The organism is Stenotrophomonas sp. YJH_SMC_91, from assembly GCF_059368495.1.
This window is the reverse complement of the sequence record NZ_JCAFRT010000013.1, coordinates 59,946-85,824: the sequence shown is the minus strand read 5'-3', so window position 1 is coordinate 85,824 and position 25,879 is coordinate 59,946. Positions and strand designations below refer to the sequence as shown.

The 25,879-nt window shown below is 66.8% G+C and carries 29 protein-coding genes and 1 tRNA gene; 19 read left to right on the top strand and 11 right to left on the bottom strand.

Features of this window, described 5'->3' with window-relative positions; translation table 11 throughout:
- Positions 1-88: 88 nt before the first annotated feature.
- On the bottom strand, positions 89-1,069 hold the full coding sequence (locus tag AC5P5X_RS15760; protein WP_111189348.1) for a cation diffusion facilitator family transporter: 981 nt from the start codon (positions 1,067-1,069) through the stop codon (positions 89-91).
- Positions 1,070-1,164: 95 nt separating this feature from the next.
- Here AC5P5X_RS15760 and AC5P5X_RS15755 point away from each other — a divergent pair, with 95 nt between their 5' ends.
- Positions 1,165-1,353: a sulfate transporter gene (locus AC5P5X_RS15755; protein WP_224119324.1), complete on the top strand. Its 189-nt coding sequence runs from the start codon at positions 1,165-1,167 to the stop codon at positions 1,351-1,353.
- Positions 1,354-1,646: 293 nt separating this feature from the next.
- On the opposite strand, the gene AC5P5X_RS15750 is transcribed toward AC5P5X_RS15755, so the two are convergent.
- Complete coding sequence (locus AC5P5X_RS15750; RefSeq protein ID WP_100438230.1) at positions 1,647-3,428, bottom strand: peptidoglycan-binding domain-containing protein; 1,782 nt, start codon at positions 3,426-3,428, stop codon at positions 1,647-1,649.
- 42 nt (positions 3,429-3,470) lie between these two features.
- Positions 3,471-3,890: a lysozyme inhibitor LprI family protein gene (locus AC5P5X_RS15745; protein WP_217279065.1), complete on the bottom strand. Its 420-nt coding sequence runs from the start codon at positions 3,888-3,890 to the stop codon at positions 3,471-3,473.
- Between the two features lie 220 nt (positions 3,891-4,110).
- On the opposite strand from AC5P5X_RS15745, the gene dusA reads away from it, so the two are divergent.
- The 4 genes from dusA to AC5P5X_RS15725 all read left to right on the top strand — a co-directional run bounded on the left by dusA (position 4,111) and on the right by AC5P5X_RS15725 (position 7,937).
- A complete protein-coding gene (gene dusA / locus AC5P5X_RS15740) occupies positions 4,111-5,142 on the top strand; it encodes a tRNA dihydrouridine(20/20a) synthase DusA (protein ID WP_111189349.1) in 1,032 nt (343 codons plus the stop codon).
- A 213-nt stretch (positions 5,143-5,355) separates the two neighbouring features.
- Complete coding sequence (locus AC5P5X_RS15735) at positions 5,356-5,730, top strand: hypothetical protein (protein WP_005407693.1); 375 nt, start codon at positions 5,356-5,358, stop codon at positions 5,728-5,730.
- A gap of 73 nt (positions 5,731-5,803) precedes the next feature.
- Entirely contained in the window at positions 5,804-6,487 is a 684-nt protein-coding gene (locus AC5P5X_RS15730) for a response regulator transcription factor (RefSeq protein WP_004136763.1), read from the top strand.
- Positions 6,488-6,512: 25 nt separating this feature from the next.
- Entirely contained in the window at positions 6,513-7,937 is a 1,425-nt protein-coding gene (locus tag AC5P5X_RS15725) for an ATP-binding protein (protein WP_005407694.1), read from the top strand.
- Positions 7,938-8,880: 943 nt separating this feature from the next.
- Here the strand turns inward: AC5P5X_RS15725 and AC5P5X_RS15720 are convergent.
- Both AC5P5X_RS15720 and AC5P5X_RS15715 read right to left on the bottom strand, forming a co-directional pair.
- On the bottom strand, positions 8,881-9,672 hold the full coding sequence (locus AC5P5X_RS15720) for a M90 family metallopeptidase (RefSeq protein ID WP_181453215.1): 792 nt from the start codon (positions 9,670-9,672) through the stop codon (positions 8,881-8,883).
- Positions 9,639-9,917, bottom strand: coding sequence for a hypothetical protein (locus tag AC5P5X_RS15715; RefSeq protein WP_005411956.1), 279 nt, complete (start codon positions 9,915-9,917; stop codon positions 9,639-9,641). Before AC5P5X_RS15715 ends, AC5P5X_RS15720 begins: the two co-directional genes overlap by 34 nt.
- Before the next feature lie 144 nt (positions 9,918-10,061).
- On the opposite strand from AC5P5X_RS15715, the gene birA reads away from it, so the two are divergent.
- From birA to AC5P5X_RS15685, 6 genes are all read left to right on the top strand, one after another.
- Entirely contained in the window at positions 10,062-11,027 is a 966-nt protein-coding gene (birA, locus tag AC5P5X_RS15710; protein ID WP_043035430.1) for a bifunctional biotin--[acetyl-CoA-carboxylase] ligase/biotin operon repressor BirA, read from the top strand.
- Positions 11,024-11,755, top strand: coding sequence for a type III pantothenate kinase (locus tag AC5P5X_RS15705; protein ID WP_005407698.1), 732 nt, complete (start codon positions 11,024-11,026; stop codon positions 11,753-11,755). Before birA ends, AC5P5X_RS15705 begins: the two co-directional genes overlap by 4 nt.
- A gap of 9 nt (positions 11,756-11,764) precedes the next feature.
- Positions 11,765-12,619 (top strand): SPOR domain-containing protein, encoded by an 855-nt coding sequence (locus AC5P5X_RS15700; protein WP_005411958.1) that lies wholly within the window; start codon positions 11,765-11,767, stop codon positions 12,617-12,619.
- A 40-nt stretch (positions 12,620-12,659) separates the two neighbouring features.
- A tRNA-Thr gene (locus AC5P5X_RS15695) sits at positions 12,660-12,735 on the top strand.
- 191 nt (positions 12,736-12,926) lie between these two features.
- On the top strand, positions 12,927-13,232 hold the full coding sequence (locus AC5P5X_RS15690) for a type II toxin-antitoxin system RelE/ParE family toxin (RefSeq protein WP_005407702.1): 306 nt from the start codon (positions 12,927-12,929) through the stop codon (positions 13,230-13,232).
- Between the two features lie 40 nt (positions 13,233-13,272).
- Entirely contained in the window at positions 13,273-13,575 is a 303-nt protein-coding gene (locus AC5P5X_RS15685; protein WP_005407703.1) for an addiction module antidote protein, read from the top strand.
- 257 nt (positions 13,576-13,832) lie between these two features.
- On the opposite strand, the gene AC5P5X_RS15680 is transcribed toward AC5P5X_RS15685, so the two are convergent.
- Positions 13,833-14,132 (bottom strand): hypothetical protein, encoded by a 300-nt coding sequence (locus AC5P5X_RS15680; RefSeq protein WP_495216011.1) that lies wholly within the window; start codon positions 14,130-14,132, stop codon positions 13,833-13,835.
- Between the two features lie 80 nt (positions 14,133-14,212).
- Positions 14,213-14,620 (bottom strand): hypothetical protein, encoded by a 408-nt coding sequence (locus AC5P5X_RS15675; protein ID WP_111189576.1) that lies wholly within the window; start codon positions 14,618-14,620, stop codon positions 14,213-14,215.
- 592 nt (positions 14,621-15,212) lie between these two features.
- On the opposite strand from AC5P5X_RS15675, the gene AC5P5X_RS15670 reads away from it, so the two are divergent.
- The gene (locus AC5P5X_RS15670; RefSeq protein WP_111189577.1) at positions 15,213-15,983 is read left to right on the top strand and encodes a DUF3011 domain-containing protein; all 771 of its coding nucleotides are present in this window, start codon (positions 15,213-15,215) and stop codon (positions 15,981-15,983) included.
- Positions 15,984-16,007: 24 nt separating this feature from the next.
- On the opposite strand, the gene AC5P5X_RS15665 is transcribed toward AC5P5X_RS15670, so the two are convergent.
- Positions 16,008-16,355 carry a hypothetical protein gene (locus AC5P5X_RS15665; RefSeq protein WP_111189578.1) on the bottom strand — a complete coding sequence of 116 codons (348 nt, stop codon included), beginning with the start codon at positions 16,353-16,355 and terminating at the stop codon, positions 16,008-16,010.
- A gap of 130 nt (positions 16,356-16,485) precedes the next feature.
- On the opposite strand from AC5P5X_RS15665, the gene rocF reads away from it, so the two are divergent.
- The 3 genes from rocF (at position 16,486) to AC5P5X_RS15650 (ending at position 18,132) form a co-directional block, all read left to right on the top strand.
- Entirely contained in the window at positions 16,486-17,406 is a 921-nt protein-coding gene (rocF, locus tag AC5P5X_RS15660) for an arginase (RefSeq protein ID WP_049448235.1), read from the top strand.
- A 160-nt stretch (positions 17,407-17,566) separates the two neighbouring features.
- Positions 17,567-17,704, top strand: a complete 138-nt coding sequence (locus AC5P5X_RS15655; RefSeq protein WP_005407710.1) for an entericidin A/B family lipoprotein — start codon at positions 17,567-17,569, stop codon at positions 17,702-17,704.
- A 206-nt stretch (positions 17,705-17,910) separates the two neighbouring features.
- Positions 17,911-18,132, top strand: a complete 222-nt coding sequence (locus AC5P5X_RS15650; RefSeq protein ID WP_004153772.1) for a CsbD family protein — start codon at positions 17,911-17,913, stop codon at positions 18,130-18,132.
- Between the two features lie 74 nt (positions 18,133-18,206).
- On the opposite strand, the gene AC5P5X_RS15645 is transcribed toward AC5P5X_RS15650, so the two are convergent.
- Positions 18,207-19,016, bottom strand: a complete 810-nt coding sequence (locus AC5P5X_RS15645) for a hypothetical protein (protein WP_059034869.1) — start codon at positions 19,014-19,016, stop codon at positions 18,207-18,209.
- A 108-nt stretch (positions 19,017-19,124) separates the two neighbouring features.
- On the opposite strand from AC5P5X_RS15645, the gene AC5P5X_RS15640 reads away from it, so the two are divergent.
- The 4 genes from AC5P5X_RS15640 (at position 19,125) to AC5P5X_RS15625 (ending at position 23,815) form a co-directional block, all read left to right on the top strand.
- Positions 19,125-20,417 carry a tryptophan--tRNA ligase gene (locus AC5P5X_RS15640; RefSeq protein ID WP_111189579.1) on the top strand — a complete coding sequence of 431 codons (1,293 nt, stop codon included), beginning with the start codon at positions 19,125-19,127 and terminating at the stop codon, positions 20,415-20,417.
- A gap of 167 nt (positions 20,418-20,584) precedes the next feature.
- A complete protein-coding gene (locus tag AC5P5X_RS15635; protein ID WP_005411964.1) occupies positions 20,585-20,881 on the top strand; it encodes a hypothetical protein in 297 nt (98 codons plus the stop codon).
- 243 nt (positions 20,882-21,124) lie between these two features.
- Positions 21,125-22,057: an MBL fold metallo-hydrolase gene (locus tag AC5P5X_RS15630; RefSeq protein ID WP_111189580.1), complete on the top strand. Its 933-nt coding sequence runs from the start codon at positions 21,125-21,127 to the stop codon at positions 22,055-22,057.
- 105 nt (positions 22,058-22,162) lie between these two features.
- The gene (locus tag AC5P5X_RS15625) at positions 22,163-23,815 is read left to right on the top strand and encodes a M28 family metallopeptidase (protein WP_495216012.1); all 1,653 of its coding nucleotides are present in this window, start codon (positions 22,163-22,165) and stop codon (positions 23,813-23,815) included.
- A gap of 198 nt (positions 23,816-24,013) precedes the next feature.
- On the opposite strand, the gene AC5P5X_RS15620 is transcribed toward AC5P5X_RS15625, so the two are convergent.
- Both AC5P5X_RS15620 and AC5P5X_RS15615 read right to left on the bottom strand, forming a co-directional pair.
- Positions 24,014-24,313, bottom strand: a complete 300-nt coding sequence (locus AC5P5X_RS15620) for a hypothetical protein (protein WP_111189598.1) — start codon at positions 24,311-24,313, stop codon at positions 24,014-24,016.
- A gap of 67 nt (positions 24,314-24,380) precedes the next feature.
- Positions 24,381-25,715: an MFS transporter gene (locus AC5P5X_RS15615; protein ID WP_010486964.1), complete on the bottom strand. Its 1,335-nt coding sequence runs from the start codon at positions 25,713-25,715 to the stop codon at positions 24,381-24,383.
- Between the last annotated feature and the right edge of the window lie 164 nt (positions 25,716-25,879).

Sequence of the window (25,879 nt, the reverse complement as noted above, 5' to 3'; positions counted from 1 at the left end):
GGATGTTGCGTTGGAGCCTACTTTGCCCGGTTTCCGCGTACGTTGGGTTGCAGGGCGTACGAAAAACTTGATCGATCGTCCTGTCGGCCTAGATCGTCCACTCGCGGTCGGTGGTGAACATGATGGTCAGCCAGCGGTCCGGCGAGGCCTCGCCCAGCGCGTTGCCGATCTCGTCGCGCAGCTGGTCCCATTCCACCAGCGGCCGCGGTGGGTCGTTTTCCGGCACCACGAAGAACAGCTCGATCTGCTCGCCTCGCCCCACCTGCGCCACGTAGCTGCGGTGCTCGACGAAGCCATGCTTGGCCACGATCGCGCGTGCCACGGCATCCACGTGCGCCTGCAGCTCCGGCGGGGTGACCAGCAGGATGCCGGCCAGCGCCCGGCGCACGGTGCCGAGCGGGGCGATCATCACCAGCACGCAGACGAAGGCAAGGATGGCCGGGTCGATGTACGGCCCGACCCAGGCCCAGGACGTGCCTTGCACCAGCACGCCGCCGAGGAAGGCCAGCAGGTAGCATGCCGACATGCTGGCCGCGATCACCCAGTTCTTCGCATCCAGTGCGATGAACTCCGAGCCGATGCGGCGGTTGGCGCGCAGGATGAACCAGGCCAGTGCGCCTTCGCCGACGATGGACAGCCCGGCGAAGGCGATGGCCGGGCCCAGTGCGATGTGGCGGCCACCGGACATCAACGCATCCACCGCATTGACCAGGGCATACAGTGCCGCACCGATCATCAGCGTGCCGCTGACCCCCAGCACGATCGGTTCCAGGTGCCAGAAGCCCATGGTGAAGCGCTGGTTGAGCCTCGACTGCAACGCATCGGTCTGGGTGGACAGCGCGATCAGGCGTGCCACCAGCAGCGACAGCCAGGTCATGACCACATCGATCAGGCCGTAGATGCCGTCGAAGATGATCAGCGAGGAATTGGCCAGCAGGCCGAATACCACTGCGGCGGCGGCCAGCAGCAGCGAGGCGGCGATCGACAGGCGCAGCACGCCCTGTTCGGTTGCGGGGTCGAAGAACTGCGGGCGGTGGGTGGCCATGGCCCGATTGTAGAGCGGCGGCATGCTTCGCTGCCTTCCGCTGTCCGGCATCGTCGCAGAACGTCGAGGACATCGCCGAGACGCCCAGCGAGCGTGATCGCGAATGCGTCGCCCAGGGCATGGCCAACCTGGTCATCGAATTCCTCGGCCGCATGCTGGATATGCAGCGCTACGATGCCGGTGACACGCAGGTCTACCGCGTGCGTGGGCAGGTGTTCCTTGCCTCGGCCGGCCCTCTGGGTACGGTGTTCGATTACCAGCACGTGACGCCGAAGGTACAGATTGATCTGCGCGACGCCCACCCGTGAGACCTGACCGCCTGAGGCGGCAGTGTTTCAAGAAGCAGACCGCCTATGGATGGCGGGTACTGATCACTTAGGAAAAGCTACGGACGGACTTATCTGTCGTCAAAGCGCCGACGCGATCAAACCGGATCGGCTACACCTCGAGACCGACTCCCTCGAAGCGTGGGCACGCTCCGGGGCGCAAGACCTCGCATTTGCGACAATCCTCGACGCACCTCAACCAACGCCCTCGTCGGCCTCAAGCCGACGAGGGGTGAGCAAGGCAATGGCACTCGCAGGCCCGTGGGCCCGCTCTCTTACGCCATCATGGCCCGCGGGCCGTGCTGCTGGGTCTGCTGGTCGATCTTCTGCTGCTCGCGCTGCTGATCGCTCACCTGCAATGCCCGCTCGCTGTTTTCCTGCACGCTCTGGCGCATCGCGTCCGCCGTCGATACCGGCGCGGTATTGCGGTTCAACGCGCTTTCGTCGTGCAGTGCATTGGCCTGCACCGCGCGCGCCATCGAGCCATCCTGGTTCAGCTCAACGCGATCAACCCGGTACAGGCCGGCACGTGCAGCTTCCACGGTAAGCGCAGCAGCCAGCTTCTCGCTGTGCTCGCCGGAGGGCAGGCCACGCGCTTCCTCGGCGAACTTCACCTGCACCAGGGTCTCGGTGTACAGCCAGTTCTGCGGGCTGCGCGGGTCGGACATCGGGTACACCGTCTCGCGTGCAGGCTCGTCCGCTGCCTGCTGTTCCGGGGTGTTGCCCTGCGCCTGCGCACGCTGCTGCACTTCATTGGCCAGCGCCTGGCGGGTTTCCGCATCGGCAATGCCGGTCGCAGGCAGGCCATGCTGCTGCTGGAAAGCGTTGATCGCATGGCGGCTGCCACCGCCCAGATAGCCATCGCTACCGATGGCCTGGCCCTTGGCGTCGGTCAGCCCCAGCGCGGCCAGGTTGCCCTGGAGTTCGCGCGCGTCGCGGTCGATCGCGGCCAGCGTGGCTGGCCCGGCCTTGCCGTCCACCGGGTCCAGGTTGTGTGCGCGCTGGAAGTCTTCCACCGCCTTGCGGGTGGTGGCATCGAAGCGCCGGTCCGGATTCAGCGTCTGCTGGCCGCCAGCACTGGCATAGCCCAACGTGACCAGATTGCTCTCCAGCTTCAGCACGTCACGGCCGCTGGACCCTTCCTTCAACGTCTGCGAACCGGCCTGCTGGCGCGGTGCGCCGATCTGGTCCAGCGCCACCTTGATGTCCGCATCATTGTGCTCACCAGCGGGCGAGTAGTCGCGGCTGCTGACCTTGGCATGGGCGCGGTCCATTGCGTCCTTGTTGTTGGCATAGGCATTTTCGTAGCGCACGGCGATGTCGCCGGCCTTGGGCGCGTCGAAGTACTGGTAGGTCTCGCGGATCTGCCCGGCCTTCGCGCGCAGCGCCTCGTAGTCACCGCCTTCTTCCAGCACCTTCTGCAGCTTGGGCAGCTGGCTGGGCAACTGGTTGGCGGTCTTGGCGATCAGGCTGATCGCTTCGAAGCGGTTTTCCTCGGCGATGCCGCTGCCGTGTGCGTCCACCATCGCCATGCCGATCCGTGTGGCGTTGCGCACCTGCGGGTAGTCGATGTTCGCGTGGATCCACTGCTTGCCCTCGGCCGAACCGGCCCAGGCGTTGATGCTGTCGCGCGTGTTGGTATCGATGAACTGGATCGAGCTGCGCCCGCTCAGGCCATTGCCGTGGCTGAGCAGGTCGCGGCGCAGGTCGGCGTGGTCCTGGGTGAAGGGCAGGTTGTGCGCCTTGGCATAGGTGCTGGCCTGATCGATCACGGCGTCGACATAGGTCGTCTCGCCTGCCTTCAGTGCGTGGCCGTCGATGGCGCCCAGCGCCCACTCGCCGCGCTGGCCGAAGTCGACCTGGATCGCGCCCAGGCTGTAACCGCTGTTCTGCGCGACTTTGTTCACCGTGCCCCAGTGCGGTTCGGTCACGCCCTGGGTGATGCCGGCGATGGCCAGATGGTAGGAGGCGGGACCCCCTTCGGTACCACGGCCGACGGCGAAATACACGGCGCCGGAGGTGGCATCGAGATCATGGGTATCGATGTTGGTTGGCATGTCTTACATCCTTGTGCAGTCAGAGGGTTTGCCCCTCAAGGGTCAGTCCAGCAGCTGCAGATACTTCTGCAGCTGGTCGGCACGCGCGCTCAGGCGCATCACATCGTTCAGCTCGCCCTGCAGGTTGCCGGGCTGCGAATCGTCGTACAGCGCGGTATCCAGTTCGCCATCGCGGCTGCGCGACTGCAGCCACGCGCGCTGGGCATTCACCAGCTTGGTCTTTTTTGCGCCACTCAGCTTTGCCTGCAGCTGGCGGTAGGCCTGGTTCAGGCGCTGGTCCTGGCGTGCGCTTTCCGAGGTCAGGCAGGCGGCCTGCTCGATCGCACCCTGTGCCTTGTCACGGCAGGTGGTGAAGGCCGGGCTCAGCCCGGTGGCAGCCGGTGCTGCGGTTGCCGTGCCGATGGCCAGTACGGCAACCGCCAGCGCGGTGGCGAGGGTCCTGCTCAAACGCTTGTGCTGCATCATCTGCTCCACACGTCAAATCCATTGCGAGCGACGGACTATAACGGCGTCAATATTTCGTCGTCGTCAACGAATCGCGACAACTGTGACCGGTTGCCCGTCATTGTGGGGTGGCGCCGCCCGGCCTGCGGACCGCCCTCGGGCCCGGGCGCCCCAGCGCTGTCCGGGCGCCAGCCGCCGCCATTCAGCCGAGCGGTGTAAACTATTGATCTCACTGGCAATGCCAGTCTCCACGATCAACACCCCGATGACGTCCGCCACCGCCCGTTACGCTGATTCCCTGCGCCTGTCCGTTGCCCCGATGATGGACTGGACCGACCGCCATTGCCGCGTGTTCCATCGCGTGCTGGCGCCGGGTGCACGCCTGTACACGGAGATGGTGCACGCCAACGCGGTCATCCACGGCGACCGCGAGCGCCTGCTCGGCTTCGACCGCAGCGAACAGCCGCTGGCGCTGCAGCTGGGCGGCAGCGATCCTGCCCTGCTGGCGCAGGCTGCGCGCATTGCCGCCGAGTGGGGATACGACGAGGTCAACCTCAACTGCGGCTGCCCGTCCGACCGCGTGCAGGCCGGGCGTTTCGGCGCCTGCCTGATGCGCGAGCCGGTACTGGTGGCCGAGTGCGTGGCGGCCATGGTCGATGCGGTCGACATCCCGGTAACGGTGAAGTGCCGCCTGGGCGTGGACGAGGACAACGACTACGACGTGTTTGCCAGCTTCGTCGACCGCCAGGTCGCCGCTGGTGCGGCGATGGTGGTGGTGCATGCGCGCAACGCGTGGCTGAAGGGCCTGTCGCCGAAGGAGAACCGCGAGGTTCCGCCGCTGAAGTACGACTGGGCCTACCGCCTGAAGCAGGAGCGCCCGGCACTGCCGGTGGTGATCAACGGTGGCCTGGCCAGCATCGAGGCGGTACAGGCGCAGGCCGCGCACGTCGATGGCGTGATGCTGGGCCGGGCGGCCTATCACGACCCCTATCTGCTGCATCAGCTGGAGGCGCTGCACACCGGCGCCCCGCCACAGGCACGTGGTGACCTGCTGCGCGCGATGCGCCCCTACATCGAGGCGCGGCTGGGCGAAGGCCTGGCGCTGAAGCACATCACCCGCCACCTGCTCGGCCTGTTCCATGGCCAGCCCGGTGGTCGCGCATTTCGCCAGGTGCTGAGCGAGGGCGCACACCGCCCGGGCGCCGGCTGGAGCCTGATCGAACAGGCCTTGGCGGTCACCGAACGCGAAGCTGATCGCGCCGCAGCGTGACGTCGGTCACGGTCCTGACTTGACAAGGGGCGGCGATTCGTCCCGAATGTTCACCTAGATGAACGACGCGAGCGCAGGGCCGGAAAAGTTCAGACCGGATTCACTGCCCCAAACCAAGAATTTGCAAAGGATTTGTAAAGCGCCGGGTCCCGAACCCGGCTCCCGGATTTACGACTTTTGAACGAATCGCCGTGCTCGGCTAGGATCGCATCGATGTCTTCCGCTCCCTTCCATCGCCGCATTGCCCTGGCCACCTGCGTGGTGCTGGCGGCTGCGCCGCTGTCTTCGGCGCTGGCGCAACAGCCGCCGCGTGGCGATCAGGGGCGCGCGGAGATGATGGAGCGGGGCGAGCGCGGTGGCCGTGGCGACGAGCGCTCGCTGTCCGATGCCGTGCGCCGCGTGCAGCGCACCACCGGCGGCCACATCCTCGGCGCCGAGCGCGTGCCGTTCGATGGGCGTGACATCAACCGGGTGAAGTACATGGACGACCGGGGCCGGGTCCGCTACATGGACGACCCCGCACCGTCGCGTTCACAGCCGCGCACGCCGCGGTCGGATATGTCATCACTACGCGGCGATAACCCCTGAACAGGGATAGTTGTCGCTATCAACCCGTACCCCACAGGCCTCCGGGCCACACCCAGGACACTAGGGAGAGTTCATGCGTATCCTTCTGGTCGAAGACGAAGCCCCGCTGCGTGAGACCCTGGCAGCCCGGCTCAAGCGCGAAGGCTTTGCCGTCGATGCTGCGCAGGACGGCGAGGAAGGCCTCTACATGGGGCGCGAAGTTCCGTTCGATGTCGGCATCATCGACCTCGGCCTGCCCAAGATGTCGGGCATGGAGCTGATCAAGGCCCTGCGTGACGAAGGCAAGAAGTTCCCGGTGCTGATCCTGACCGCGCGTTCGAGCTGGCAGGACAAGGTCGAAGGCCTGAAGCAGGGCGCCGACGACTACCTGGTCAAGCCGTTCCACGTCGAAGAGCTGCTGGCCCGCGTCAACGCGCTGCTGCGCCGCGCCGCCGGCTGGAGCAAGCCGACCCTGGAATGCGGCCCGGTCGCTCTGGACCTGGCTGCGCAGACCGTCAGCGTGGCCGGCAGCAATGTCGACCTGACCAGCTACGAATACAAGGTGCTGGAGTACCTGATGATGCACGCCGGTGAACTGGTCTCCAAGGCCGACCTCACCGAGCACATCTACCAGCAGGACTTCGACCGCGACTCGAACGTGCTGGAGGTCTTCATCGGCCGCCTGCGCAAGAAGCTGGACCCGGATGGCGAACTGAAGCCGATCGAGACCGTGCGCGGTCGCGGCTACCGTTTCGCGATTCCGCGCAACGAGGGCTGAGCCGGCTCAGCCTGGCGAGACCATGATGTCCGGCCGTCTGTGGTTCTTCCGACGCTGGCGGCCGCGCTCCCTGCAGGCGCGCCAGATGCTTGCCGCGTCCGTGGGCCTGGTCGCGTTCCTGGCCCTGGCCGGTTACGCACTCGACGCCGCCTTCGCCGATACGGCGAAGGCGAACCTGCGTGAGCGCCTGAAGAACTACGCCACCGCGTACGCGGCCGGCATCGACTTCACCCGCGACCGCTCGCTGTACATCCGCGAGCAGCCGCCGGATTCGCGCTTCGACGTGCCGGGCAGTGGCCTGTACCTGCAGGTAGTGATGCCGCACGGCAAGGGCAATTCGATGTCCGCCGAAGGCCCGATGCTGCCCACCGTCGGCGGCGGCCTGCTGGCGCCACGCCAGGAAGTGTTCGAAGGCCCGCTGCCGATGATCCAGATCGACGGCAGCCAGGGCTCGGTGTACCGCTATGGCCTGGGCTTGGTGTGGGACGCCGACGCCGACCCGGCCACCGAATTCCCGTACACCATCTATGTGATGGAAGACTCGCGCGCGCTGGGCGCGCAGCTGCGCGTGTTCCGCGGCCGTGTCTGGTTCTACCTGGGCGGCATCGGCCTGATCCTGCTGCTGCTGCAGACCGTCATCCTGCAGTGGAGCCTGCGTCCGCTGCGTCGGGTGATCACCGAGCTGACCAAGGTGCAGCGCGGCGAGACCGAGCGCATGAGCGAGCGCCACCCGCGCGAGCTGGAACCGCTGACCGACAGCATCAACGCCTTCATTGAAAGCGAGCGCGAGAACCTCGAGCGTCAGCGCAATACCCTGGCCGACCTGGCACACAGCCTGAAGACGCCCATTGCGGTGCTGCGCACGCAGATGGACAGCGGCGCGGGCGATGGCGCGCTGCGCGAGGAGCTGGACGTGCAGCTGCAGCGCATGAACAACCTGGTTTCGTACCAGCTGGCACGTGCTGCGTCGTCGGGCCACAAGCTGTTCTCCGCGCCGCTGCCGATCGAGTCCAACGCCGAGGAAATCGTACGTGGCCTGGAGAAGGTCTACGCCTCCAAGGGCGTGCTGTGCGAGTTCGACATCGATCCGGCCGCGCGCTTCCACGGCGAACCGGGCGATCTGCAGGAACTGCTCGGCAACCTGCTGGAAAACGCCTTCAAGTGGGCCAACCGCCGCGTGCTGCTGACCGCGCAGCCGCTGCCGGCACCGAACGCGCGCCGCGCTGGCCTGCTGCTGGCGGTGGACGACGATGGCCCGGGCATTGCCCCGGACGACATCGGCAAGGTGCTGCAGCGTGGCGTGCGTGGCGACGAGCGCGTGCAGGGCCACGGCATCGGCCTGTCGATCGTGCAGGACCTGATCAAGGATTACCGCGGCGAACTGGTCGTCGGCCGTTCCAGCGAACTGGGCGGCGCCCGTTTCGAAGTGCGTTTGCCGCCGGGGCCGTAAACCTTCGCAATCGGTAGTGCCGGCCGCTGGCCGGCAACTTCATGATCTTCGGTGGCATTGCCAGGTTGCCGGCCAGCGGCCGGCACTACCGTGTTTTGATCGTCGGCGGCTCGCCGTAGAACCGCCGCAGCCACGCGTTCCCGTCCGCCGGGCATCGCCTGACGCAACAGCGCGTGGTATTCCGGCAGTGCCGGCCGCTGGCCGGCACCCTCATGATCTTCGGTGGCGTTGCCAGGTTGCCGGCCAGCGGCCGGCACTACCGTGTTTCGATCTTCGGCGGCTCGCCATGGAACCGCCGCAGCCGCGCGTTCCCGTCCGCCGGGCATCGCCTGACGCAACAGCGCGTGGTGTTCCGGTAGTGCCGGCCGCTGGCCAGCACCCTCATGATCTTCGGTGGCATTGCCAGGTCGCCGGCCAGCGACCGGCACTACCGTGTTTCGATCGTCGGCGGCTCGCCATAGAACCGCCGCAGCCACACGTTCCCGTCCGCCGGACATCGCCTGGCGCAACAACGCGTGCGTAGTCCGGTAGTGCCGGCCGCTGGCCGGCACCCTCATGATCTTCGGTGGCATTGCCAGGTTGCCGGCAAGCGGCTGGCACTACCGTGTTTCGATCGTCAGCGGCTCGCCATGGAACCGCCGCGGCTGCGCGTTCCCGTCCGCCGGGCGTCGCCTGACGCAATAACGCGTGCGTAATCCGGTAGTGCCGGCCGCTGGCCGGCACCCTCATGATCTTCGGTGGCATTGCCAGGTTGCCGGCCAGCGGCCGGCACTACCGTGTTTCGACCTTTGGCGGCTCGCCGTAGCACCGCCGCAGCCACGCGTTCCCGTCCGCCGGGCATCGCCTGACGCAACAGCGCGTGCGCAATCCGGTAGTGCCGGCCGCTGGCCGGCACCCTCATGATCTTCGGTGGCATTGCCAGGTTGCCGGCCAGCGGCCGGCACTACCGTGTTTCGATCCTTGGCGGCTCGCCATAGAACCGCTGCAGCTGCGCGGCCACCTCCGGCAACGCCTGCTGCAGCAGATCCGGTGCCGAGAAGTGATACTCGCTGGCCACCGCGAAGAACTCCTCCGGTGCCTCGGCCGCGTACGGGTCGATCAGCGTTTCCTCACCCGCATCCACCTGCGCGCAGAAGGCGTCGTAGGAACGCTGGAAGGTGGCTGCCCACTCGCGCTGCCACTCGCGCGGCAGTGGCGGCGTGCCGTCCATCGCACCATCCAGCGCATCCAGCTTGTGCACCATCTCGTGCACCGCCACGCAGTAGCCCTCGTGCGGCGTCGCCAGGTCGGCCTGCACATCGGCCCACGACAGGATCAACGGACCGCTGTCCCACGACTCGCCAATCAGTTCGTCATCCCACTCATGCAGTACGCCGGCCGCATCCATGTGGCTGCGATGTACGCGGAATGCATCGGGGTAGACGATCAGCTGCGACCAGCCTTCCAGACCCACCTCGCCGAACTCCAGCAGCGGCAGGCAGCACAGTGCCGCCAGCAGCACGCCATCGCCGGCATGCAGCTGCAGCTCGCCGATCGGCGTGATGGTCTTCTCGTGCAGGAAGCGCGTGGCCAGCAGGCGCAATCGCGCGCGGCGTTCGTCGTCCAGACCGTGCAGCCAGGCGGCGCGGCGGCAGGCCTCATTCCACAGTATATCGTCGATCGGCCGCGGCGCAGGCCGCAGCCACTGCAGCAACGACTTGATCAGCGGAACATTCCCGGCAGGTAGCTGTGCCACTTCGGTGCGCGGATGCGCTGCAGCACGTCGTCATCGCTGCCACCGCCGCCCGTGCTGGTGTTGGCTGCCGGGCGGACCGGTGCCGGCTTGGTGGTGGCGGCCGAAGCGGTCGCGGTCGGTGCACGCTGCGAAGCGGCATCGCCGTTGGAGGACACGCAGGCGCCGCGGCTGTCGTCCAGCGCTGCCGTCGCAGACGCCGCGAAGGGCATCGTCAGCAGGATCAGGCAATGGGCATAACGGCGCATTGACGACATCCACGTTAAGGGAAGGTGAGTTCCCGATTCTAGCCCGAACCCGGCGCCCCGTTGGAAGCCCCCGCGGAACCCAGCGTGGCGGGCGCCGCTGGCGGCTTTCCCGCATAATTCCTTCCTGACTTCGTGGAAGCTGCCGTGGACGACCGCCAATTGCTGGCCAAACTCGCTGCCGGTCGCCTCTCCGGCGACGCCCTGGCCCGTGAGCTGGGCCAGACCCGGGCGGCCATTTGGAAGCGTATTCAAGGACTTAGAGCCGCCGGTGTAGACATCGAGGGGCGTGCAGGTGAGGGCTATGGCCTGACCCGCCCGGTCGACCTACTGGACCCGGACGCGATCCGTGCCGGCCTGCCTGCCGGCGTCCAAGCCCTGCTGCACGACCTGCAGGTCGCCTGGACAGTGGACTCGACCAACGCCGAATTGCTGCGTTGCAGCGCGCCCCAGCGCGGGGTGAGCGTCCTGCTGGCCGAGCGCCAGACCGGCGGCCGCGGCCGTCGCGGCCGTACGTGGGCGTCGCCGCTGGCCGCGCATATCTACCTGTCGGTGCTGCGGCTGTTTTCCGGTGGCCTCGGTCGCCTGGCCGGGCTGAGCCTGGTGGCCGGCATCGCCGTGGCCGAAGCGCTGCACGACCTGGGCTACACCCAGGCGCAGCTGAAGTGGCCGAACGACCTGCTGGTCGATGGCCGCAAGCTGGTCGGCCTGCTCGCAGAAGGCGGTGGCGAATACGCCGGCCCGGCGCGCGCGGTGATCGGCATCGGCATCAACACGCACATGCCGCCGTCCTTCGCCGAGCAGATCACCCAGCCGTGGGTGGACCTGGACACGCTGGCCGGCAAGCCGGTGGACCGCAACGTGGTGGTTGCTGCCGTGCTGGCGCGCCTGCTGCCGGCACTGGAAGAATTCGATCGCGAAGGCCTCGCTCCCTTCCTGCCGCGCTACGCCGCGTTCGACATGCTGGCCGGTCGCGAAGTACGGGTGGAACTGGAAGGGCAGTGGCAGCATGGCACCGCACTCGGCCTGGCTGATGACGGCGCCTTGCGCGTGCGCATCGATGGCCGTGAGCGCCTGCTGCACGCCGGCGAAGTCAGCGTGAGGGCGGCATGAGCGATTGGTTGTTCGACCTCGGCAACTCGCGCTTCAAGTTCGCGCCGTTGCAGGGTGACCGTGCCGGTGACGTGCAGGCCTGGGCGCATGGCGCCGAAGGCATGGCCGGACAGCCGCCGCACAGCCTGCCCAGCGGCACCACCGCGTTCGTGGCCAGCGTGGCCGCACCGTCGCTGACCAGCGCGATGCTGGACCAGCTGCAGCGTCGCTTCGAGCACGTGCACGTGGTGCGTACCAGCGCCGAATGCGCCGGTGTGCGCATTGCCTATGCCAAGCCCGAAAAATTCGGTGTGGACCGCTTCCTGGCCCTGCTGGCCGCGGCCAAGGCGCAGCGCCCGGTGCTGGTGGTCGGGGTGGGCACCGCACTGACGATTGATCTGCTCGACGCCGACGGCCAGCACCACGGTGGCCGCATTTCCGCATCGCCCACCACCATGCGCGAAGCACTGCATGCCCGCGCGGTGCAGCTGCCGGCTACCGGCGGTGACTACAGCGAATTCGCCAACGACACCGCCGACGCGCTCGCCTCCGGCTGCGATGGTGCGGCCGTGGCACTGATCGAACGCAGCGCACAGCAGGCGCACACGCTGCTGGGCGTTGCGCCCTCGCTGCTGGTGCATGGTGGCGGCGCACCGGCGCTGATGCCGTTGCTGCCTGGCGCCGACTACCACCCCTCGCTGGTGCTGGATGGCCTCGCCCGCTGGGCGGTGCACCAGCCCGCAGGCTAGTATCCGCGCATGCTGACCCGTGCCCTGATCGTCGTACTGGCCATCCTCAATCTTGGCGTCGCCTGCTGGTGGCTGCTGCGCGATGCACCGCAGAAGCCTGCGCCGCCGCCGCAACCCGCCGGCGTGGCCGAGCTGCGCTGGGTGCCCGGTGGCGTGGATGCCGCTGCGGCCGCCGAAGCCACGGCCGCCGCGCCGACCGCGCCGTTGATGGAGCGCGAACCGGCGGAGAAGACGGCCGTGGCTGTAACGCCGGCGCCCGCCGCCCCGGCCAAGCCGGAGATTGCCAAGCCGCAGGCGGCTGAGGCTACGCCGGTTGCTGCCGCTGCCAAGCCGGCAACACCGCCTGCACCGACCCCGACCCCGGCACCGGAGAAGCCCGCAACCCCGCCCGCGGCCGCCGAGCCGCCGCGCTGCGTCGCGCTGGGCCCGTTCGCCGACCGCGCCGCCGCTACCAGTGCGCAGGGCAAGGCCAGCACGCTGCTCAGCCAGGTGCGCCTGCGCGAACAGCCTGCTGCCAGCGGCAGTGCCCGTTACCGGGTGATGCTGCCGGCCGCCGCCAACCGCGAAGAAGCCCAGGCCACCGTGAAACGCATCGTCGCCGCTGGCCTGAGCGACTACTACATCATCAGCCAAGGCGAGGAGGCCAACGCCGTGGCGCTGGGCCAGTACCGCAACCGCGAAGGCGCCGAGCGGCGCATGGCGGCGGTGCAGGCCGCCGGCTTCCAGCCGCGCCTTGTCGCCAGCGGCGACGCCGGGCAGTGGTGGCTGGAAGGGCAGCTGGCGGCAGGCACGCAACCGGCCCAGGCCCAGCAGCGCAGCGGGGCGGCACAGAGCCGGTCGCTGGAATGCGCAAGGTTGCGCTAGAATCCCCGGACCGCGGCGCTGCCGCCGGTGATCCACCCATGCCGCTTTAGCTCAGTTGGTAGAGCAACTGTCTTGTAAACAGTAGGTCATCCGTTCGATTCGGATAAGCGGCACCAATGGGCATCTGCCAATCTCTTTTTGCAGCGGCTGCGCGTTGGCCAGTCGGGCGCCGATCCCGCCCCCCCTCCTTCCTTCTCCGCTGTTCTCCCTCGCGGCGTGTGATGCGTCGCTCTGCACTTCCCTGCGCGCGATCCTGATTGTTGAACCTGATTGTTGAAAGTATGTAGCCAGTAGGCTACATTTCTCCATGAAGATCCAGCGTACCCGTCAGTTCGCGACATGGATTGACGCTCTCAAGGACGTAACCGCACGCGCTCGCATCCTGGCCCGTATCGGTCGGCTCGCTGAAGGCCATCCTGGTGATCACCGCTATCTGGCGGATGGCGTTTCTGAATTGCGTATCGATGCAGGACCCGGTTACCGCGTGTACTACACCCAGCGGGGCAGGCAGTTGGTGATTCTTCTGGTCGGAGGCGACAAGGGTTCGCAACAGCGCGATATAGAGAAGGCCAAGGAGATTGCGCGTGCCCTGCGAGCATCGAACTGGTTGTAGGCGAAACGACTCAATACCGAAGTACTGGAGCTGTCCCATCATGGCTATCAAGAAGAAAGTTGAACTCGAAGCATTTGATGTGGCCGAACACCTTCATACACCGAAGGAAATGGCGGCCTATCTCGATGCATGCATCGAAGAAAGCGACGGCGATTCGGCATTCATCGCCAAGGCGCTGGGCGATATCGCGCGTGCCCAAGGGATGAGCAAGGTCGCACGTGCGGCGGGCCTGTCGCGGGAGAGTCTGTATCGTGCCCTGTCTGGCGAGCGCAGCCCTGATTTCTCGACCATCCTGAAGGTGACTCGTGCCCTGGGTGTGCGCCTGCATGCCAGCGCTGCATGAGCGTACGTGCGGACCTTGATGCGTTGGCACGTCGCTGGACGTAAAGCGCACGGAAAAGCATGAAAAAACCGCCTTTCGGCGGTTTTTTCGTCCCAAGCCGGTGAGTCAACTCAATGACGCGGCAAAGGAGGAGTCGTTTGGCCATTCTGGCTCGAAGCAGCTTGTGTGCCACGCTGCGCATTGATGCCTCACGCGTCTGCCGTTGCCAGATCAAGGCATTCGGCGCGAACAGGTTCAATCAAACCGGATGATGCGGATCAACCCTTTGTTGATGATCCGTCTCCGAAGGCGGCCAACGTGCCACAAGTGAACACCTCCTTCGCACCTTCGTAACTGATGAATGAGATTGTGCAATTCGCCCGCGTTCCAGGACGGATCCGGGCGATGGCTCTGTCATTCAGCACGAAGCTGTACCACATGAGTTCAGGGCTTATGGACAGCGCCATGGGGCGCGCGGTGGAGGCGATCATCTCGGCAACAGCGCCGCCGCGCGAATCCACTTCGTCCAGCCGCAGCTCAACGAGGACAGGTTTCAGGTTTGGGTAGGGTGTGCTCATTCCAGCAGCGGGTCTGCCTGATTCGTTCGTCGGGGTTGCGGCGTGTTGAATCTGTGCGTTGGAGACGCCAATGTTCCGCATTATTGAGCCCCGCCCACCTGCAACGCCACATACTCCGCCAGCCCCCGGCAGGCCAGCATCAGCCCTTCGCGCACACCGTCGCCGATATCGTCCTTCTCTTCCCCGTCCACGCGCACGCGCTCGGCGGCGTGGTACAGCTCCAGCAGCGACACCAGGCCAACCGCGGCGCGATCCCTGCGAGCGGCAGCCACCGATTCACCAGGCGTGCCTGCCGGCCCCTGCCACGGCTGTCCATCGGCGGCGTCACCGGCTTGGATGCGCTGCAGGCATCCGGGTAGGTTGATGGGCGCGGGCGCCTCGTTCGCGGCAGCGAAAGCAGCTTCCAACGGCTGCGCCAGTTCGGGCGGCAGGCGCAAGGCAGCCTCGCCCAGGGTGGCGGTCAGGTACGGGTGATGGGTCTTGGGCATGCGGGCGTCCTCGTCGGCAACAGAGGTGCCACCCGAAGAGGGTGGCGGGCGATGCGTGGCTTCCAAGACCGGGTCAACGAATCGGCGGGCACGAGGCCCCCACGCACCGCCCGCCGTCGATCGGCTAACGGATTGCCAGCCGGCGCCGCCCCTGAAAGGACGACGCCGGCTGGCAAGCGTATACATCGTTGACAACACGGGCTTGGAAGTCCCGACCACCTTTGCAGGTGGCGATTCATCATGCGCACGCGAAATCCCCGCCTGCCAGTCGTTTGTTTCGATGGCATCGGGTGACCTGAAAGGAAAAATGAATTATCGCGTTTGGCCTGTTTCGAGCATCGCAATGCCAGAAGCGACATATCGCGCAGTGCCGACATCATCGGCCATTCGGGCCGCGCCACTGTTGCCGCACGGCTTACAGTAACGTGCGACGTAAAGCTGGCTTAACAGCCTCGGTAAGGCACCAAGGCAACGATACCAGACGTGAATCCCCACGCGCGCTACCCGGATCTTGATATTCCTCACGGACCGCCCGCAGCGCCCACCGCATACTGCCGCTACACGCCCACCTGGGCCTCTTCGGGATCCGCACATGCGTCGCCACGCCCTGTCGCTCACCGTCGCACTGGTATCCACCGCTTTCGCGGCCCCGGCCATGGCTGCGGTACCGTTCTTCAACGCCAGCTGCCCGGGCGGCATCGATGTGCACGCTGATGAAGGCGGGCCGGTCTACGTGCAGGGCCGCGAGACGGCGTTGAAACGTTTCAACGACCGCTATTTCGAAGCACGCGATGTCAACAGCGGCATCACCCTGTCGATCAGCCGCAACGATGACGGCTCGCCGCAGGTCAGCTACACCGGCCGAGGCGGCGCCAATGGCATCTGCCAGGTCAGTAGCAGCGGTGCGCCCGCGCCCGCCACAAACAGCGCCCGCCCTGGCGACGCTGCCGCCGGGGATGCCGCGCTGCCGCGCGAAGTCACTTGCGAATCCACCGGCCAGCAACAGGTGTCGTGCGATCTGAATACCCGTGGCAATGTGGAAATCGTGCGCCAGCTCAGCCGTACCCGCTGCGAGGAGGGCAAGAACTGGGGCCTGTCGCGGCACTCGGTGTGGGTCAATGGCGGCTGCCGCGCGGTGTTCCGCAATGTGTCCTCGGTGACTACCCCCGCGCCGGCAGGCGATACTGCGTTGGGCGCCTGCAACATGCGCAAGGGCGCGCAGGGCGCCCTGGTCACCCAGATGCCGGTGGGCAGCGATTACCAGGAACTGATCATCGATTATCCCGATGGCCGCTTCCTGTGCATGATGCGCAAGAACGGCCAGGTGCAGAGCGTGACGCTGGTGCGCCGCCGCGGACGCTGAGCGCGCAGCGGGTTGGGGCAGGCTTCAGCCGCAGGACCTATACAGCAACACCCACGCCAGTATCAGGGTGAACATACCAACGAAGGTCAGGCCGAACCATAGCGCCGCCACCTTCACGTTGCCGATCAATGCCGTCGCCACACGGGGCAGCTCGCTTTTCAGAATCGGGTGTTCGGCGTGTGCTTTGCGCAGACGCTGCCAACCCAACCCGAGGAATACCAGGGTCGAGAACGGCACCAGCAGCAGCGTCGCCTGCATCAACCAGCCGTTCTGCGACGCATCGATCGAGCTGCTGAAAAAAACCGCAAGAGCGGCGATGGGTAGCGCCCCGATGAAAAAGCGCGGCCAGGCCGTATTGATGAAGGGCGACATTGCAATCTTCCATGAAGCGGGGGCAGGTCCGCGCGGCATCATGCCATGTGATTGCCCTGCTGCACCGCCGCGAGTGGTGTCACACAGCTCTGGCTAGACTGTGCTTCTTTTTCCCCCGCAGGAGGCACCCATGGCCCATCCCATTTCCGTATCGTTGATTGGCGTTCCCACCGACGTGGGTGCGGGCCATCGCGGTGCACGGCTTGGCCCGGAAGCGCTGCGCGTGGCTGGGCTGCCGGAGGCGCTGGAGGCGCGCGGCGTGGATGTGCGCGACCTGGGCAACCTGGATGGTCCGCGCAATCCGTGGACCGCGCCGGTGGAAGGCTACCGCCACCTGGATGAAGTGGTGGCGTGGAACCACGCGCTGATGGAAGCCAGCTACGCCGAGCTGCAGGCCGGGCGCATGCCGATCATGCTCGGCGGCGACCATTGCCTGGGCATCGGTTCGATCACCGCCGTCGCACGCTGGTGCCGCGAGCAGGGCAAGACCCTGCGCGTGCTGTGGCTGGATGCGCATTCGGACTTCAACACCAGCGACGTCACCCCGTCGGGCAACATCCACGGCATGCCGGTGGCCTGCCTGTGCGGCCTGGGCCCGGATGCACTGACCCAGCTCGGCGGCAGCGCGCCGGCGATCACCCCGGCGCAGATGCACCAGATCGGCATCCGTTCGGTGGACCCGGAAGAGAAGCGCCTGATCAAGACCCACAAGGTGGATGTCTATGACATGCGCTACATCGACGAGAATGGCATGAAGCGCGCGGTCGAAGCAGCACTGGCGGGCATCGACGAGAACACCCACCTGCATGTCAGCTTCGATGTGGATTTCCTCGACCCGAGCATCGCACCGGGCGTCGGCACCACCGTGCCGGGCGGGGTGAACTACCGCGAGGCGCAGCTGGTGATGGAGATGATTGCCGACACCGGGCGCATGGGTTCGCTGGACATCGTCGAGCTCAACCCATTGCTGGACAAGCAGAATGCCACCGCCGAACTGGCCGTGGACCTGGTCGAAAGCCTGTTCGGCAAGTCCACCCTGATGCGCGACTGAGCTCTCCGCCTGAACGGATCGATGATCCGTTCACACGCGCTCCACGCCCCTGCCGCCAGATTGCACATCACGCGGCGGCAGTGGCATTGGCTCCTTCCGCCGAGCGACCGAACCCCATCCGCGAATGAAGCGGTATAGCGGCGAACCCAAGGAGAAGCCCATGAAGCGCGTAGTTGCCCTGATGCTGTTGTCGATGTTCTCGGTGGCCCTGCTGGCCGGTTGCAACACCGTTGCCGGTGCCGGCAAGGACGTGCAGAAGGCTGGCGAAAAGGTTGAGGATGCCGCCAAGGGCCGTTGAGCCTGAAGTGGACGGAAAGCAAAAAGGCCGGGGGGACCTCCCCGGCCTTTTTTCTTGCGCGTTTTTCTGCAGCGTACGTGTCGAAGCGTAGTGAACCATTCAAGCAGGTGAGCAGTGTTTTCATGGTCGGTTGACCGGCACTCAACGGCCGCTGCGCGAAGCTGTAGCCACGGTAAGAACGCCGTTGCAACCAAGGACTCCCAGCAATGAACAAAGACATCATTTCCGGCAAGTGGTCGCAGCTGAAGGGCAAGGCCCAGGCCAAGTGGGGCGATCTGACCAACGACGACTTCGATGTGGCTGAAGGCAATGCCGAGTATCTGGCCGGCCGCCTGCAGGAACGTTATGGCTGGGCCAAGGACCGCGCTGAGAAGGAAGTCCGTGAGTTCCAGGATGCCGTGAGCAAGGACTACCCGGACTACAAGTAAGCGCTACGGTTTTCCCCCCACGGCACAACGCCCGCACCGAGAGGTTGCGGGCGTTGTGCTGTCTGGGCGGCCGATCAACGCGCCGGCGGGTCCGGCACATAGCGGTTGGGGAACGCCTGCGGTTCGCGCGGCAGGCGCGACGGCGGTGTATCGACCAGGATGCCGCGCGCGCGCAGATTGCGGGCGCTGTCGTAGCGCAGCTGCAGAACCTGCGCCGGGCTGCGGCTGGCGCGTTCGAAGTCGGTATCGCGTACCGACGACTGCTCGCGTGCGCCGTGGCCGGTGCCCAGCGCAGGGGCCTGCGACTTGCTGGCATAGCCCTCGATGCGGCTGTTGCTGGCGCTGGCATCGGCTGCCGCTTCGGCCGTCGGGGCCGGTGCCGGCAGCGGCAGGCTGCGGCGCAGGATCGGATCCGGACGCCAGCGGCGCGCTTCCTCGAACACCGCCACGCCGACCACGCCGACGTTGTCCGGGCGACCGGTGCGGCTGGCATAGCTGCCGCTGGGGCTGCTGAACACGAACTGCGCCACTTCATCCTGGCTCTTGCGCCAGCCGGTGATGTCGGCGCGCTGGCCGGGGTTGAGCACGTAGCCGGTCTGCGACGGATCGGCATCCTCGCCGGAGATGGCGTTGACGCCGTCTACCGACAGCACCACCAGCACCCGGCGCGGGCTGTCGTTGTACAGGCGCACGGCGTAGCGGTGGCCGCGCTCGCCGGCCACCCAGCGCTGGCCCTCGGCGGGGTAGCTGCGCAATTCGGTGCCGCGGTCGCGGTCGACCAGAGACATGCGCACGGGGCCGCCCTCGTAGGCCGGCGGCGGCACCGGGGCGGGGCGGAAGCCGGCCAGGGGCAGGATCAACAGCAGGGGCAGCAGGCGTTTCATGGGGCGTCTCCAGCGGGGTTGCGTGAATGAACGCGCCGCAGGCCCTGACGGGGTTGGTGGCGTGCAAGGTAAACTGGCCCCGTTCATCGAAGGTTACCCCACGCAGTCATGACCACCCGAGTCCTTACCGGCATCACCCCCTCCGGCACGCCCCACCTGGGCAACTACGTTGGCGCCATCCGTCCGGCCATCGCGGCCAGCCGCGCGCCGGGGATCGAGAGCTTCTTCTTCCTGGCCGACCTGCACAGCCTGATCAAGTCCCAGGACCCGCAGCGCACCCAGCGCGCGACCCTGGAGATCGCGGCCAGCTGGCTGGCCTGTGGCCTGGACCCGGAACACGTGTGGTTCTACCGCCAGAGCGACATCCGCGAGACCACCGAGCTGATGTGGTTCCTGACCGCGATCGCCAGCAAGGGCATCCTCAACCGCGCGCACGCCTACAAGGCGGCGGTGGACAAGAACCGCGAGGAAGGCGTGGACGAGGACGCAGGCGTCAGCGCCGGCCTGTTCATGTACCCGGTGCTGATGGCCGCCGACATCCTCATCTTCAAGGCCAACCAGGTACCGGTGGGCCGTGACCAGATCCAGCACATCGAGATGGCGCGCGACTTCGCCCAGCGCTTCAACCACGTGTATGGCAAGGAGTACTTCCCGCTGCCGGACGTGGTGATCGACGAGCAGGTGGCGACGCTGGCGGGCCTGGATGGCCGCAAGATGAGCAAGAGCTACCACAACACCATTCCGCTGTTCGTGCCGCGCGAGGAGCTGAAGAAGCTGGTGTTCTCGATCCTGACCGACTCGCGCGCACCCGGCGAGCCGAAGGACACCGAGGGCTCTGCGCTGTTCCAGATGTACCAGGCCTTCGCCACCCCGGAACAGACCGCCGAATTCGCCAGGGCGTTCGCCGCCGGCATCAGCTGGGGTGACGCCAAGCAGCAGCTGTTCGAGCGCATCGACAGCGAGCTGTCGCCGCTGCGCGAGCGCTACAACGCGCTGATGGCCGAGCCGGAGAAGATCGAGGCGCTGCTCAAGCGCCGTGGCCAGCAGCTGCGCGAGCAGCTGGCGGCACCGCTGCTGGACGAGCTGCGCCATGCGGTGGGCCTGCGTGACCTGTCCAGCGCAGGCGATATCGCCAGCGAGGACGCCGGCGTGGCCCGCGTGGCACCGCCACTGTTCAAGCAGTACCGCGAGAAGGACGGCCGCTTCTACTTCAAGCTGACCGCCGGTGACGGCACGCTGCTGATCCAGAGCGAAGGCTTCGATTCGCCGCGCGACGCGGGGCAGTTGATTGCCGTGATCAAGCAGGCGGAGCAGGGTGACCAGCTGCAGAGCGAACTGTTCAAGCTGGAAGCCGAAGTGGACGCCGTGCTGGCGGCCCTGGCCATGCTGCGCGAAGCGTAAGGGGTAGTGCCGGCCGCTGGCCGGCAACTGCATAGGAAATGCCGGCCAGCGGCCGGCACTACCACGGCACTGCGTAGGAAAACGCCGGCCAGCGGCCGGCACTACCCGCGAACGAAGGTCATGGCATGATGTCCGCGCGCCTCAGGCGCGATGACATGGAGTCTGCGATGGCCTGGTTGTCGCTGCTGCTGTTCCTGCCCTGGTTCCTGCTGCTGGGCAGCCTGTACTGGCTGTTCCCGCGCCAGCCGCGCACCCCGCGGCGGCGCCTGTTCGATGGCACCACCCTGTTGCTGGCCTTCGCCCTGAGCATCGAGTCGATGCTGTGGGGGTATCGACTTGGCATGGCACAGCCCGGCGCCGGCCCGATCTGGCCGCAGGTACTGGCGGTGCTGTACGCCTACGGCGCATTCCTGGCGGTGCTGGTGCTGGCCCTGCTGCTGCGGCCGCGGTTCGCATTGCGCTGAACCTGGCCCTTGCGCACCCGCTGGACCTGCGGTTGGTTGGCCTGCGCTTGCCTGCGCTTGCCCTTGGTAGAGTCGACTGTGAGTCGACTGCTCTTCTGGAAGCCCGCGCTGCGCGCGACAGTCGACTGACAGTCGACTCTACCCGGCCACAACCCGGCACCACCCGACCAAAGCCGCATCGAACCCGGACCGCCCGCGCGCCTACCATGGGCGTCTGTTCCCGATCCTGCCAGGTGCGTGCCGATGATCGCCGACCCCAGCATCCACACCATCGATACCGGCTTCCAGCGTCCCGACTTCGACGCGGCCTATCTGATCGTTCAAAACGACCGCGCCGCGTTCGTCGACTGTGGCACCGGCCTGTCGGTGCCGGCGATGCTGCAGGCGCTGGCCAACGCGGGTCTGGCCGTTGACGCGGTGGACTGGCTGCTGCTCACGCACGTGCACCTGGACCACGCCGGCGGCGCCGGCCTGCTGATGCAGCAGCTGCCCAACGCAAAGGCAGTGCTGCACCCGCGCGGTGCGCCGCACATGATCGACCCGACCCGGCTGATTGCCGGTGCCACGGCGGTGTACGGTGCCGAGGAAATCGCGCGCAGCTATGGTCGTATCGAGGCCATTCCCGAACATCGTGTGGTGGTGGCCGAGGACGGCCACCGTATCGACCTGGCCGGCCGCGAGCTGGTGCTGCTGCACACCCCGGGCCACGCACTGCACCATTACTGCGTGTGGGATGCGCGCAGCCGCAGCTGGTTCACCGGCGATACCTTCGGCATTTCCTACCGCGAGCTGGACAGCGCGCAGGGGGCCTTCATCTTCCCGACCTCGTCGCCGGTGCAGTTCGACCCGGAAGCGATAAAGGCCTCGATCCAGCGCATGCTGGGCTATGGCCCGCAGGCGATGTACCTGACCCACTACGGCCGCGTGGAGCAGGTGCAGAAACTGGCCAACGACCTGTTCGAACAGATCGATGCGATGGCCACCATCGGCCGCCAGTGCGATGGCCGGCCGGACCGCCACCGCTGCCTGCTGGCCGCGCTGCAGGCGCTGTACCTGGAACGTGCACAGCTGCATGGCTGTGCGCTGGACGATGCGGCGGTGACCGCTGTTCTGGCGATGGACATCGAACTCAACGCGCAGGGCCTGGCCTGCTGGCTGGACCGCATCAGCAGGTAGATCCACGCCATGCGTGGATGACGTGGGCCCAGGTTGCGCCGTGGTGTCACGACCACGTTACACTCTGGTGACTTCCAAGCTAGCCGTGGTATTGCCGTGAATCCGATGCGCGTGTTGCTGCTGTCGTCCTGCCTGTTCGTCGGCGGGCTGGCCCATGCGGCCAACGACCTGCCGGGTGGCGGCATCGATCCGCAGGCACTGTCGCGGCACGTGCGTGTGCTGGCATCGGATGAATTCGAGGGCCGCGCGCCGGCCACCGAGGGCGAAGAGCGCACGGTGCAGTACCTGATCGAGCAGTTCCGCAGCTACGGCCTGCAGCCGGGTGGCGTGGATGGCAGCTGGGTGCAGCCGGTGCCGCTGGTGCGCGCGCAGCTGGACGGCCCGGCCAAGGCCAGCCTGTCGCTGAAGCAGGGCAAGCGCGCGCTGGCCAACGGCGTGGACGTGACCCTGCAGAGCCTGCAGCCGCGCAAGCGCGTGCAGATCAAAGACGCGCCACTGGTGTTCGTCGGCTATGGCATCGACGCACCGGAACGCCACTGGAACGACTACAAGGACGTGGACCTGCACGGCAAGATCGCCGTGGTGCTGATCAACGACGCCGATTTCGAAGCCGATGCGCCGGGCGCGTTCGATGGCAAGGCGGTGACCTACTACGGCCGCTGGACCTACAAGTTCGAGGAAGCCGCGCGCCGTGGTGCCGAGGGTGTGCTGATCGTGCACGAGACCGCGCCGGCCGCCTATGGCTGGGCCACTGTGAAGAGCTCGGGCACCTCGCCGCTGTTCGACATCGAACGCGGCCAGGCCGAGGCGATGGCGCAGCACACGCCGCTGCGTGGCTGGATGCAGCGCGAACTTGCCGAGGCGATCTTCGCCGACGCCGGCCTCGACTTCGATGCCGAGAAGCGCAAGGCGATGCGTGCCGACTTCCGCCCGGTGGCACTGGACAACGCGAAGCTGAGCGTGGATTTCGCACTCAAGCGCGAGCAGGTGGTCACCCGCAACGTGGTGGCCAAGCTGCCCGGTGGTGAACACGCCGACGAGGCCGTGATCTTCTCCGCGCACTGGGATGCGTTCGGTATCGGCCAAGCCGACGCCAAGGGCGACCGCATCCGCCGTGGTGCGATCGACAACGCCACCGGCGTGGCCACGGTGCTGGAGCTGGGCCGCGTGTTCGCCGCCGGCCCGCAGCCGCAGCGCACGCTGTACTTCGTGGCACTGACCGCCGAAGAGAAGGGCCTGCTGGGCGCCAGCTACTACGCCGCGCATCCGCTGGCGCCGCTGGACAAGACCGCTGCAGTGCTGAACATCGAGATGTTCAGCCCGGATGGCCCGACCCGCGACATCGCTTCGTGGGGCAAGGGCCGGGTGTCGCTGGCAGGCGATCTGGAACGCGTGGCCAAGGCCTGCGGTCGCAGCTACAGCCCGGACCCGAACTTGGAGGCCGGCTTCTTCTACCGCGCCGACCACTTCGCCTTTGCCCGCCTGGGCGTGCCGGCGATCACCATCGGCCCGGGCCTGGACAAGCTGGACGGCGGTGTTGAAGCCGGCCGCGCGCTGCGCGAGAAGTATTTCGCCGACTGTTACCACCAGGCCTGCGATGCCTGGACCCCGAGCTGGGATCCGAGCGGCCACGCGGCTGACACTCTGCTGGTCTACGACCTGGGTGCCGAGCTGGCCAACAGCCGCCGCTGGCCGACGTGGGAGAAGGAATCGGAGTTCCGCGGCGCGCGCGACAAGAGCGAAGCGGCCCGCCGCTGAGGCTCGGGACCGGCGGGGTGTCATGTCATTTCGCCGGGGGTAGAGTCGACTGCCAGTCGACTATCGCGCGCAGCGCGGGTTTTTCGGTGCCGACAGAGAGAGCAGTCGACCAACAGTCGACTCTACCGATTGCCGATTGCCGATTGCCGATTGCCGATTGCCGATTGCCGATTGCGGATTGCCGGCCAGCGGCCGGCACTACCTGCGCCGGCGCAGCAGCGTCCATGCGCCCCAGCCGGCGGCAGCGAGCGCTGCCAGATAGCACGCCACCATCGTGCGCAGGCCAACCGGCGACCCTGCATTGATGCCGCGATGCAGGCGCAGTTGCAGCGAGCTGTGGCCGCTGCCCAGGTCCACCGCCAGCTGCAGCGCCAGCGCGGAGCAGAACACCAGCAGGGCGATCCCGAACCCGATGCGTGGCCATGCGGCCTGTGCGTTGGGGCGGCGCAGCAGCCAGGCCAGTGCCGTGGTTGCGGCCAGCGTCGCCGCGATCCACATCAGTGGCGTGGCGGGAGACGCAGCGGCCACCGGCATTGCACCGGTGGCCGCAATTACGGCAACGCGCTTACTTGCGGGTGCCGTCGAGCCAGTTCGGGCCCTTGTTGGTAAGGAAGAACACATAGACCACCAACGATACCGCGATCGTGGCGGTTACGTAGATAGCGAACCAGTCGACATGGCCGGTCTTCAGCGCGCCCTGGTACAGCAGCGGGGCGGTGCCACCGAACAGCGAGTTGGCCAGCGCGTAACCCAGGCCCACGCCCAGTGCACGCACGTGGGTGGGGAACAGCTCGGCCTTCACCACCGCGTTGATGGAGGTGTAGCCGGTGAGGATGACGAAGGCCATGGCCAGGGTCAGGAAGGCCAGGGTGGCGTCATGCTGGTGCGGCAGCTGGGTGATCAGGTACCAGCTGTACAGCACGCCGCCGACGCCGAAGAACACCAGCAGGGTCTTGCGGCCGATGATGTCCGACAGCCAGCCGCCGACCGGCTGCAGCACCATCAGGAACGCCAGCACGCCCAGGTTGATCAGGGTGCCGGTCATCGGGTCGTTGCCGGCGAAGGCGCTCTGGATCATCTTCGGGCCGTTCACCGAGTAGGTGTAGAAGGCCACGGTGCCACCGGCGGTGATCAGGAAGCACAGCAGCAGCGGCCGCCACTGGTGCACGAACAGCTCGTACATCGAACCGGACTTCTGTGCCTTGCCTTCGCGTGCGGCTTCGATGGACGACTCCGACAGCGATTCGTCCATGCCGCGGCGCAGCCAGAACACCACCACCGCGGCGATGCCACCGATGCCGAAGGCGATGCGCCAGCCCCACTCGGAGATCTCCGGCTTGCCCCAGAAGGTCAGCATCAGCAGCAGGGTCAGCTGGGCCAGCACATGGCCGCCGACCAGGGTGACGTAGTGGAAGGAGGACAGGAAGCCGCGACGGCCGGGAATGGCGGCCTCGGACATGTAGGTGGCGCTGGCACCGTACTCGCCACCGGTGGCGAAGCCCTGCAGCAGGCGTGCGAACAGCAGGATCACGGCGGCCCAGATGCCGATGCTGGCAGCGGTGGGGGTGATGGCGATGAGGAACGAGCACAGCGCCATCAGGGTGACCGAGACGGTCAGCGCCAGGCGGCGGCCGTGGCGGTCGGCGAAGCGGCCGAAGAACCAGGCGCCGATCGGGCGCATCAGGAACGTTGCGGCGAAGATCGCCCACACGTACATCGTGGAGTTCTTGTCGTCCGGCGAGAAGAACTGCGATTCGAAGTACACGGCGAACACCGAGTACACGTAGACGTCATACCACTCCACCAGGTTGCCGGCGGAGCCTTTGAGGGTGTTGGAGATCGACCGCCGCAGGGCGGCGCGGTCATTTGCGGGTACGGCAGGTTGGGACGTGGTGCTCATCTGGGTGGGAATCCTCGATGCGGCGCGTCCGTGCGCAGGGAAAACGGCGCCCGGCCTTGGGGCGGCGCGGCCGGGCAGCCCTCTTGGTACTGCATCGGCCGTCAACACGGGGTAGCAGACCAGAGCAGGGTGCATGGATGGATGACAGCGTGCCACCGTCCGGG

Excerpts from the sequence above, each read along its gene's own strand:
- AC5P5X_RS15760 (WP_111189348.1), bottom strand. The coding sequence starts at position 1,069 with ATGCCGCCGCTCTACAATCGGGCCATGGCCACCCACCGCCCGCAGTTC.
- AC5P5X_RS15755 (WP_224119324.1), top strand. The coding sequence starts at position 1,165 with ATGGCCAACCTGGTCATCGAATTCCTCGGCCGCATGCTGGATATGCAG.
- AC5P5X_RS15750 (WP_100438230.1), bottom strand. The coding sequence starts at position 3,428 with ATGCCAACCAACATCGATACCCATGATCTCGATGCCACCTCCGGCGCC.
- AC5P5X_RS15745 (WP_217279065.1), bottom strand. The coding sequence starts at position 3,890 with ATGCAGCACAAGCGTTTGAGCAGGACCCTCGCCACCGCGCTGGCGGTT.
- dusA (WP_111189349.1), top strand. The coding sequence starts at position 4,111 with ATGCCAGTCTCCACGATCAACACCCCGATGACGTCCGCCACCGCCCGT.
- AC5P5X_RS15735 (WP_005407693.1), top strand. The coding sequence starts at position 5,356 with ATGTCTTCCGCTCCCTTCCATCGCCGCATTGCCCTGGCCACCTGCGTG.
- AC5P5X_RS15730 (WP_004136763.1), top strand. The coding sequence starts at position 5,804 with ATGCGTATCCTTCTGGTCGAAGACGAAGCCCCGCTGCGTGAGACCCTG.
- AC5P5X_RS15725 (WP_005407694.1), top strand. The coding sequence starts at position 6,513 with ATGTCCGGCCGTCTGTGGTTCTTCCGACGCTGGCGGCCGCGCTCCCTG.
- AC5P5X_RS15715 (WP_005411956.1), bottom strand. The coding sequence starts at position 9,917 with ATGCGCCGTTATGCCCATTGCCTGATCCTGCTGACGATGCCCTTCGCG.
- AC5P5X_RS15705 (WP_005407698.1), top strand. The coding sequence starts at position 11,024 with ATGAGCGATTGGTTGTTCGACCTCGGCAACTCGCGCTTCAAGTTCGCG.
- AC5P5X_RS15700 (WP_005411958.1), top strand. The coding sequence starts at position 11,765 with ATGCTGACCCGTGCCCTGATCGTCGTACTGGCCATCCTCAATCTTGGC.
- AC5P5X_RS15690 (WP_005407702.1), top strand. The coding sequence starts at position 12,927 with ATGAAGATCCAGCGTACCCGTCAGTTCGCGACATGGATTGACGCTCTC.
- AC5P5X_RS15685 (WP_005407703.1), top strand. The coding sequence starts at position 13,273 with ATGGCTATCAAGAAGAAAGTTGAACTCGAAGCATTTGATGTGGCCGAA.
- AC5P5X_RS15680 (WP_495216011.1), bottom strand. The coding sequence starts at position 14,132 with ATGAGCACACCCTACCCAAACCTGAAACCTGTCCTCGTTGAGCTGCGG.
- AC5P5X_RS15675 (WP_111189576.1), bottom strand. The coding sequence starts at position 14,620 with ATGCCCAAGACCCATCACCCGTACCTGACCGCCACCCTGGGCGAGGCT.
- AC5P5X_RS15670 (WP_111189577.1), top strand. The coding sequence starts at position 15,213 with ATGCGTCGCCACGCCCTGTCGCTCACCGTCGCACTGGTATCCACCGCT.
- AC5P5X_RS15665 (WP_111189578.1), bottom strand. The coding sequence starts at position 16,355 with ATGTCGCCCTTCATCAATACGGCCTGGCCGCGCTTTTTCATCGGGGCG.
- rocF (WP_049448235.1), top strand. The coding sequence starts at position 16,486 with ATGGCCCATCCCATTTCCGTATCGTTGATTGGCGTTCCCACCGACGTG.
- AC5P5X_RS15655 (WP_005407710.1), top strand. The coding sequence starts at position 17,567 with ATGAAGCGCGTAGTTGCCCTGATGCTGTTGTCGATGTTCTCGGTGGCC.
- AC5P5X_RS15650 (WP_004153772.1), top strand. The coding sequence starts at position 17,911 with ATGAACAAAGACATCATTTCCGGCAAGTGGTCGCAGCTGAAGGGCAAG.
- AC5P5X_RS15645 (WP_059034869.1), bottom strand. The coding sequence starts at position 19,016 with ATGAAACGCCTGCTGCCCCTGCTGTTGATCCTGCCCCTGGCCGGCTTC.
- AC5P5X_RS15640 (WP_111189579.1), top strand. The coding sequence starts at position 19,125 with ATGACCACCCGAGTCCTTACCGGCATCACCCCCTCCGGCACGCCCCAC.
- AC5P5X_RS15635 (WP_005411964.1), top strand. The coding sequence starts at position 20,585 with ATGGCCTGGTTGTCGCTGCTGCTGTTCCTGCCCTGGTTCCTGCTGCTG.
- AC5P5X_RS15630 (WP_111189580.1), top strand. The coding sequence starts at position 21,125 with ATGATCGCCGACCCCAGCATCCACACCATCGATACCGGCTTCCAGCGT.
- AC5P5X_RS15625 (WP_495216012.1), top strand. The coding sequence starts at position 22,163 with ATGCGCGTGTTGCTGCTGTCGTCCTGCCTGTTCGTCGGCGGGCTGGCC.
- AC5P5X_RS15620 (WP_111189598.1), bottom strand. The coding sequence starts at position 24,313 with ATGTGGATCGCGGCGACGCTGGCCGCAACCACGGCACTGGCCTGGCTG.
- AC5P5X_RS15615 (WP_010486964.1), bottom strand. The coding sequence starts at position 25,715 with ATGAGCACCACGTCCCAACCTGCCGTACCCGCAAATGACCGCGCCGCC.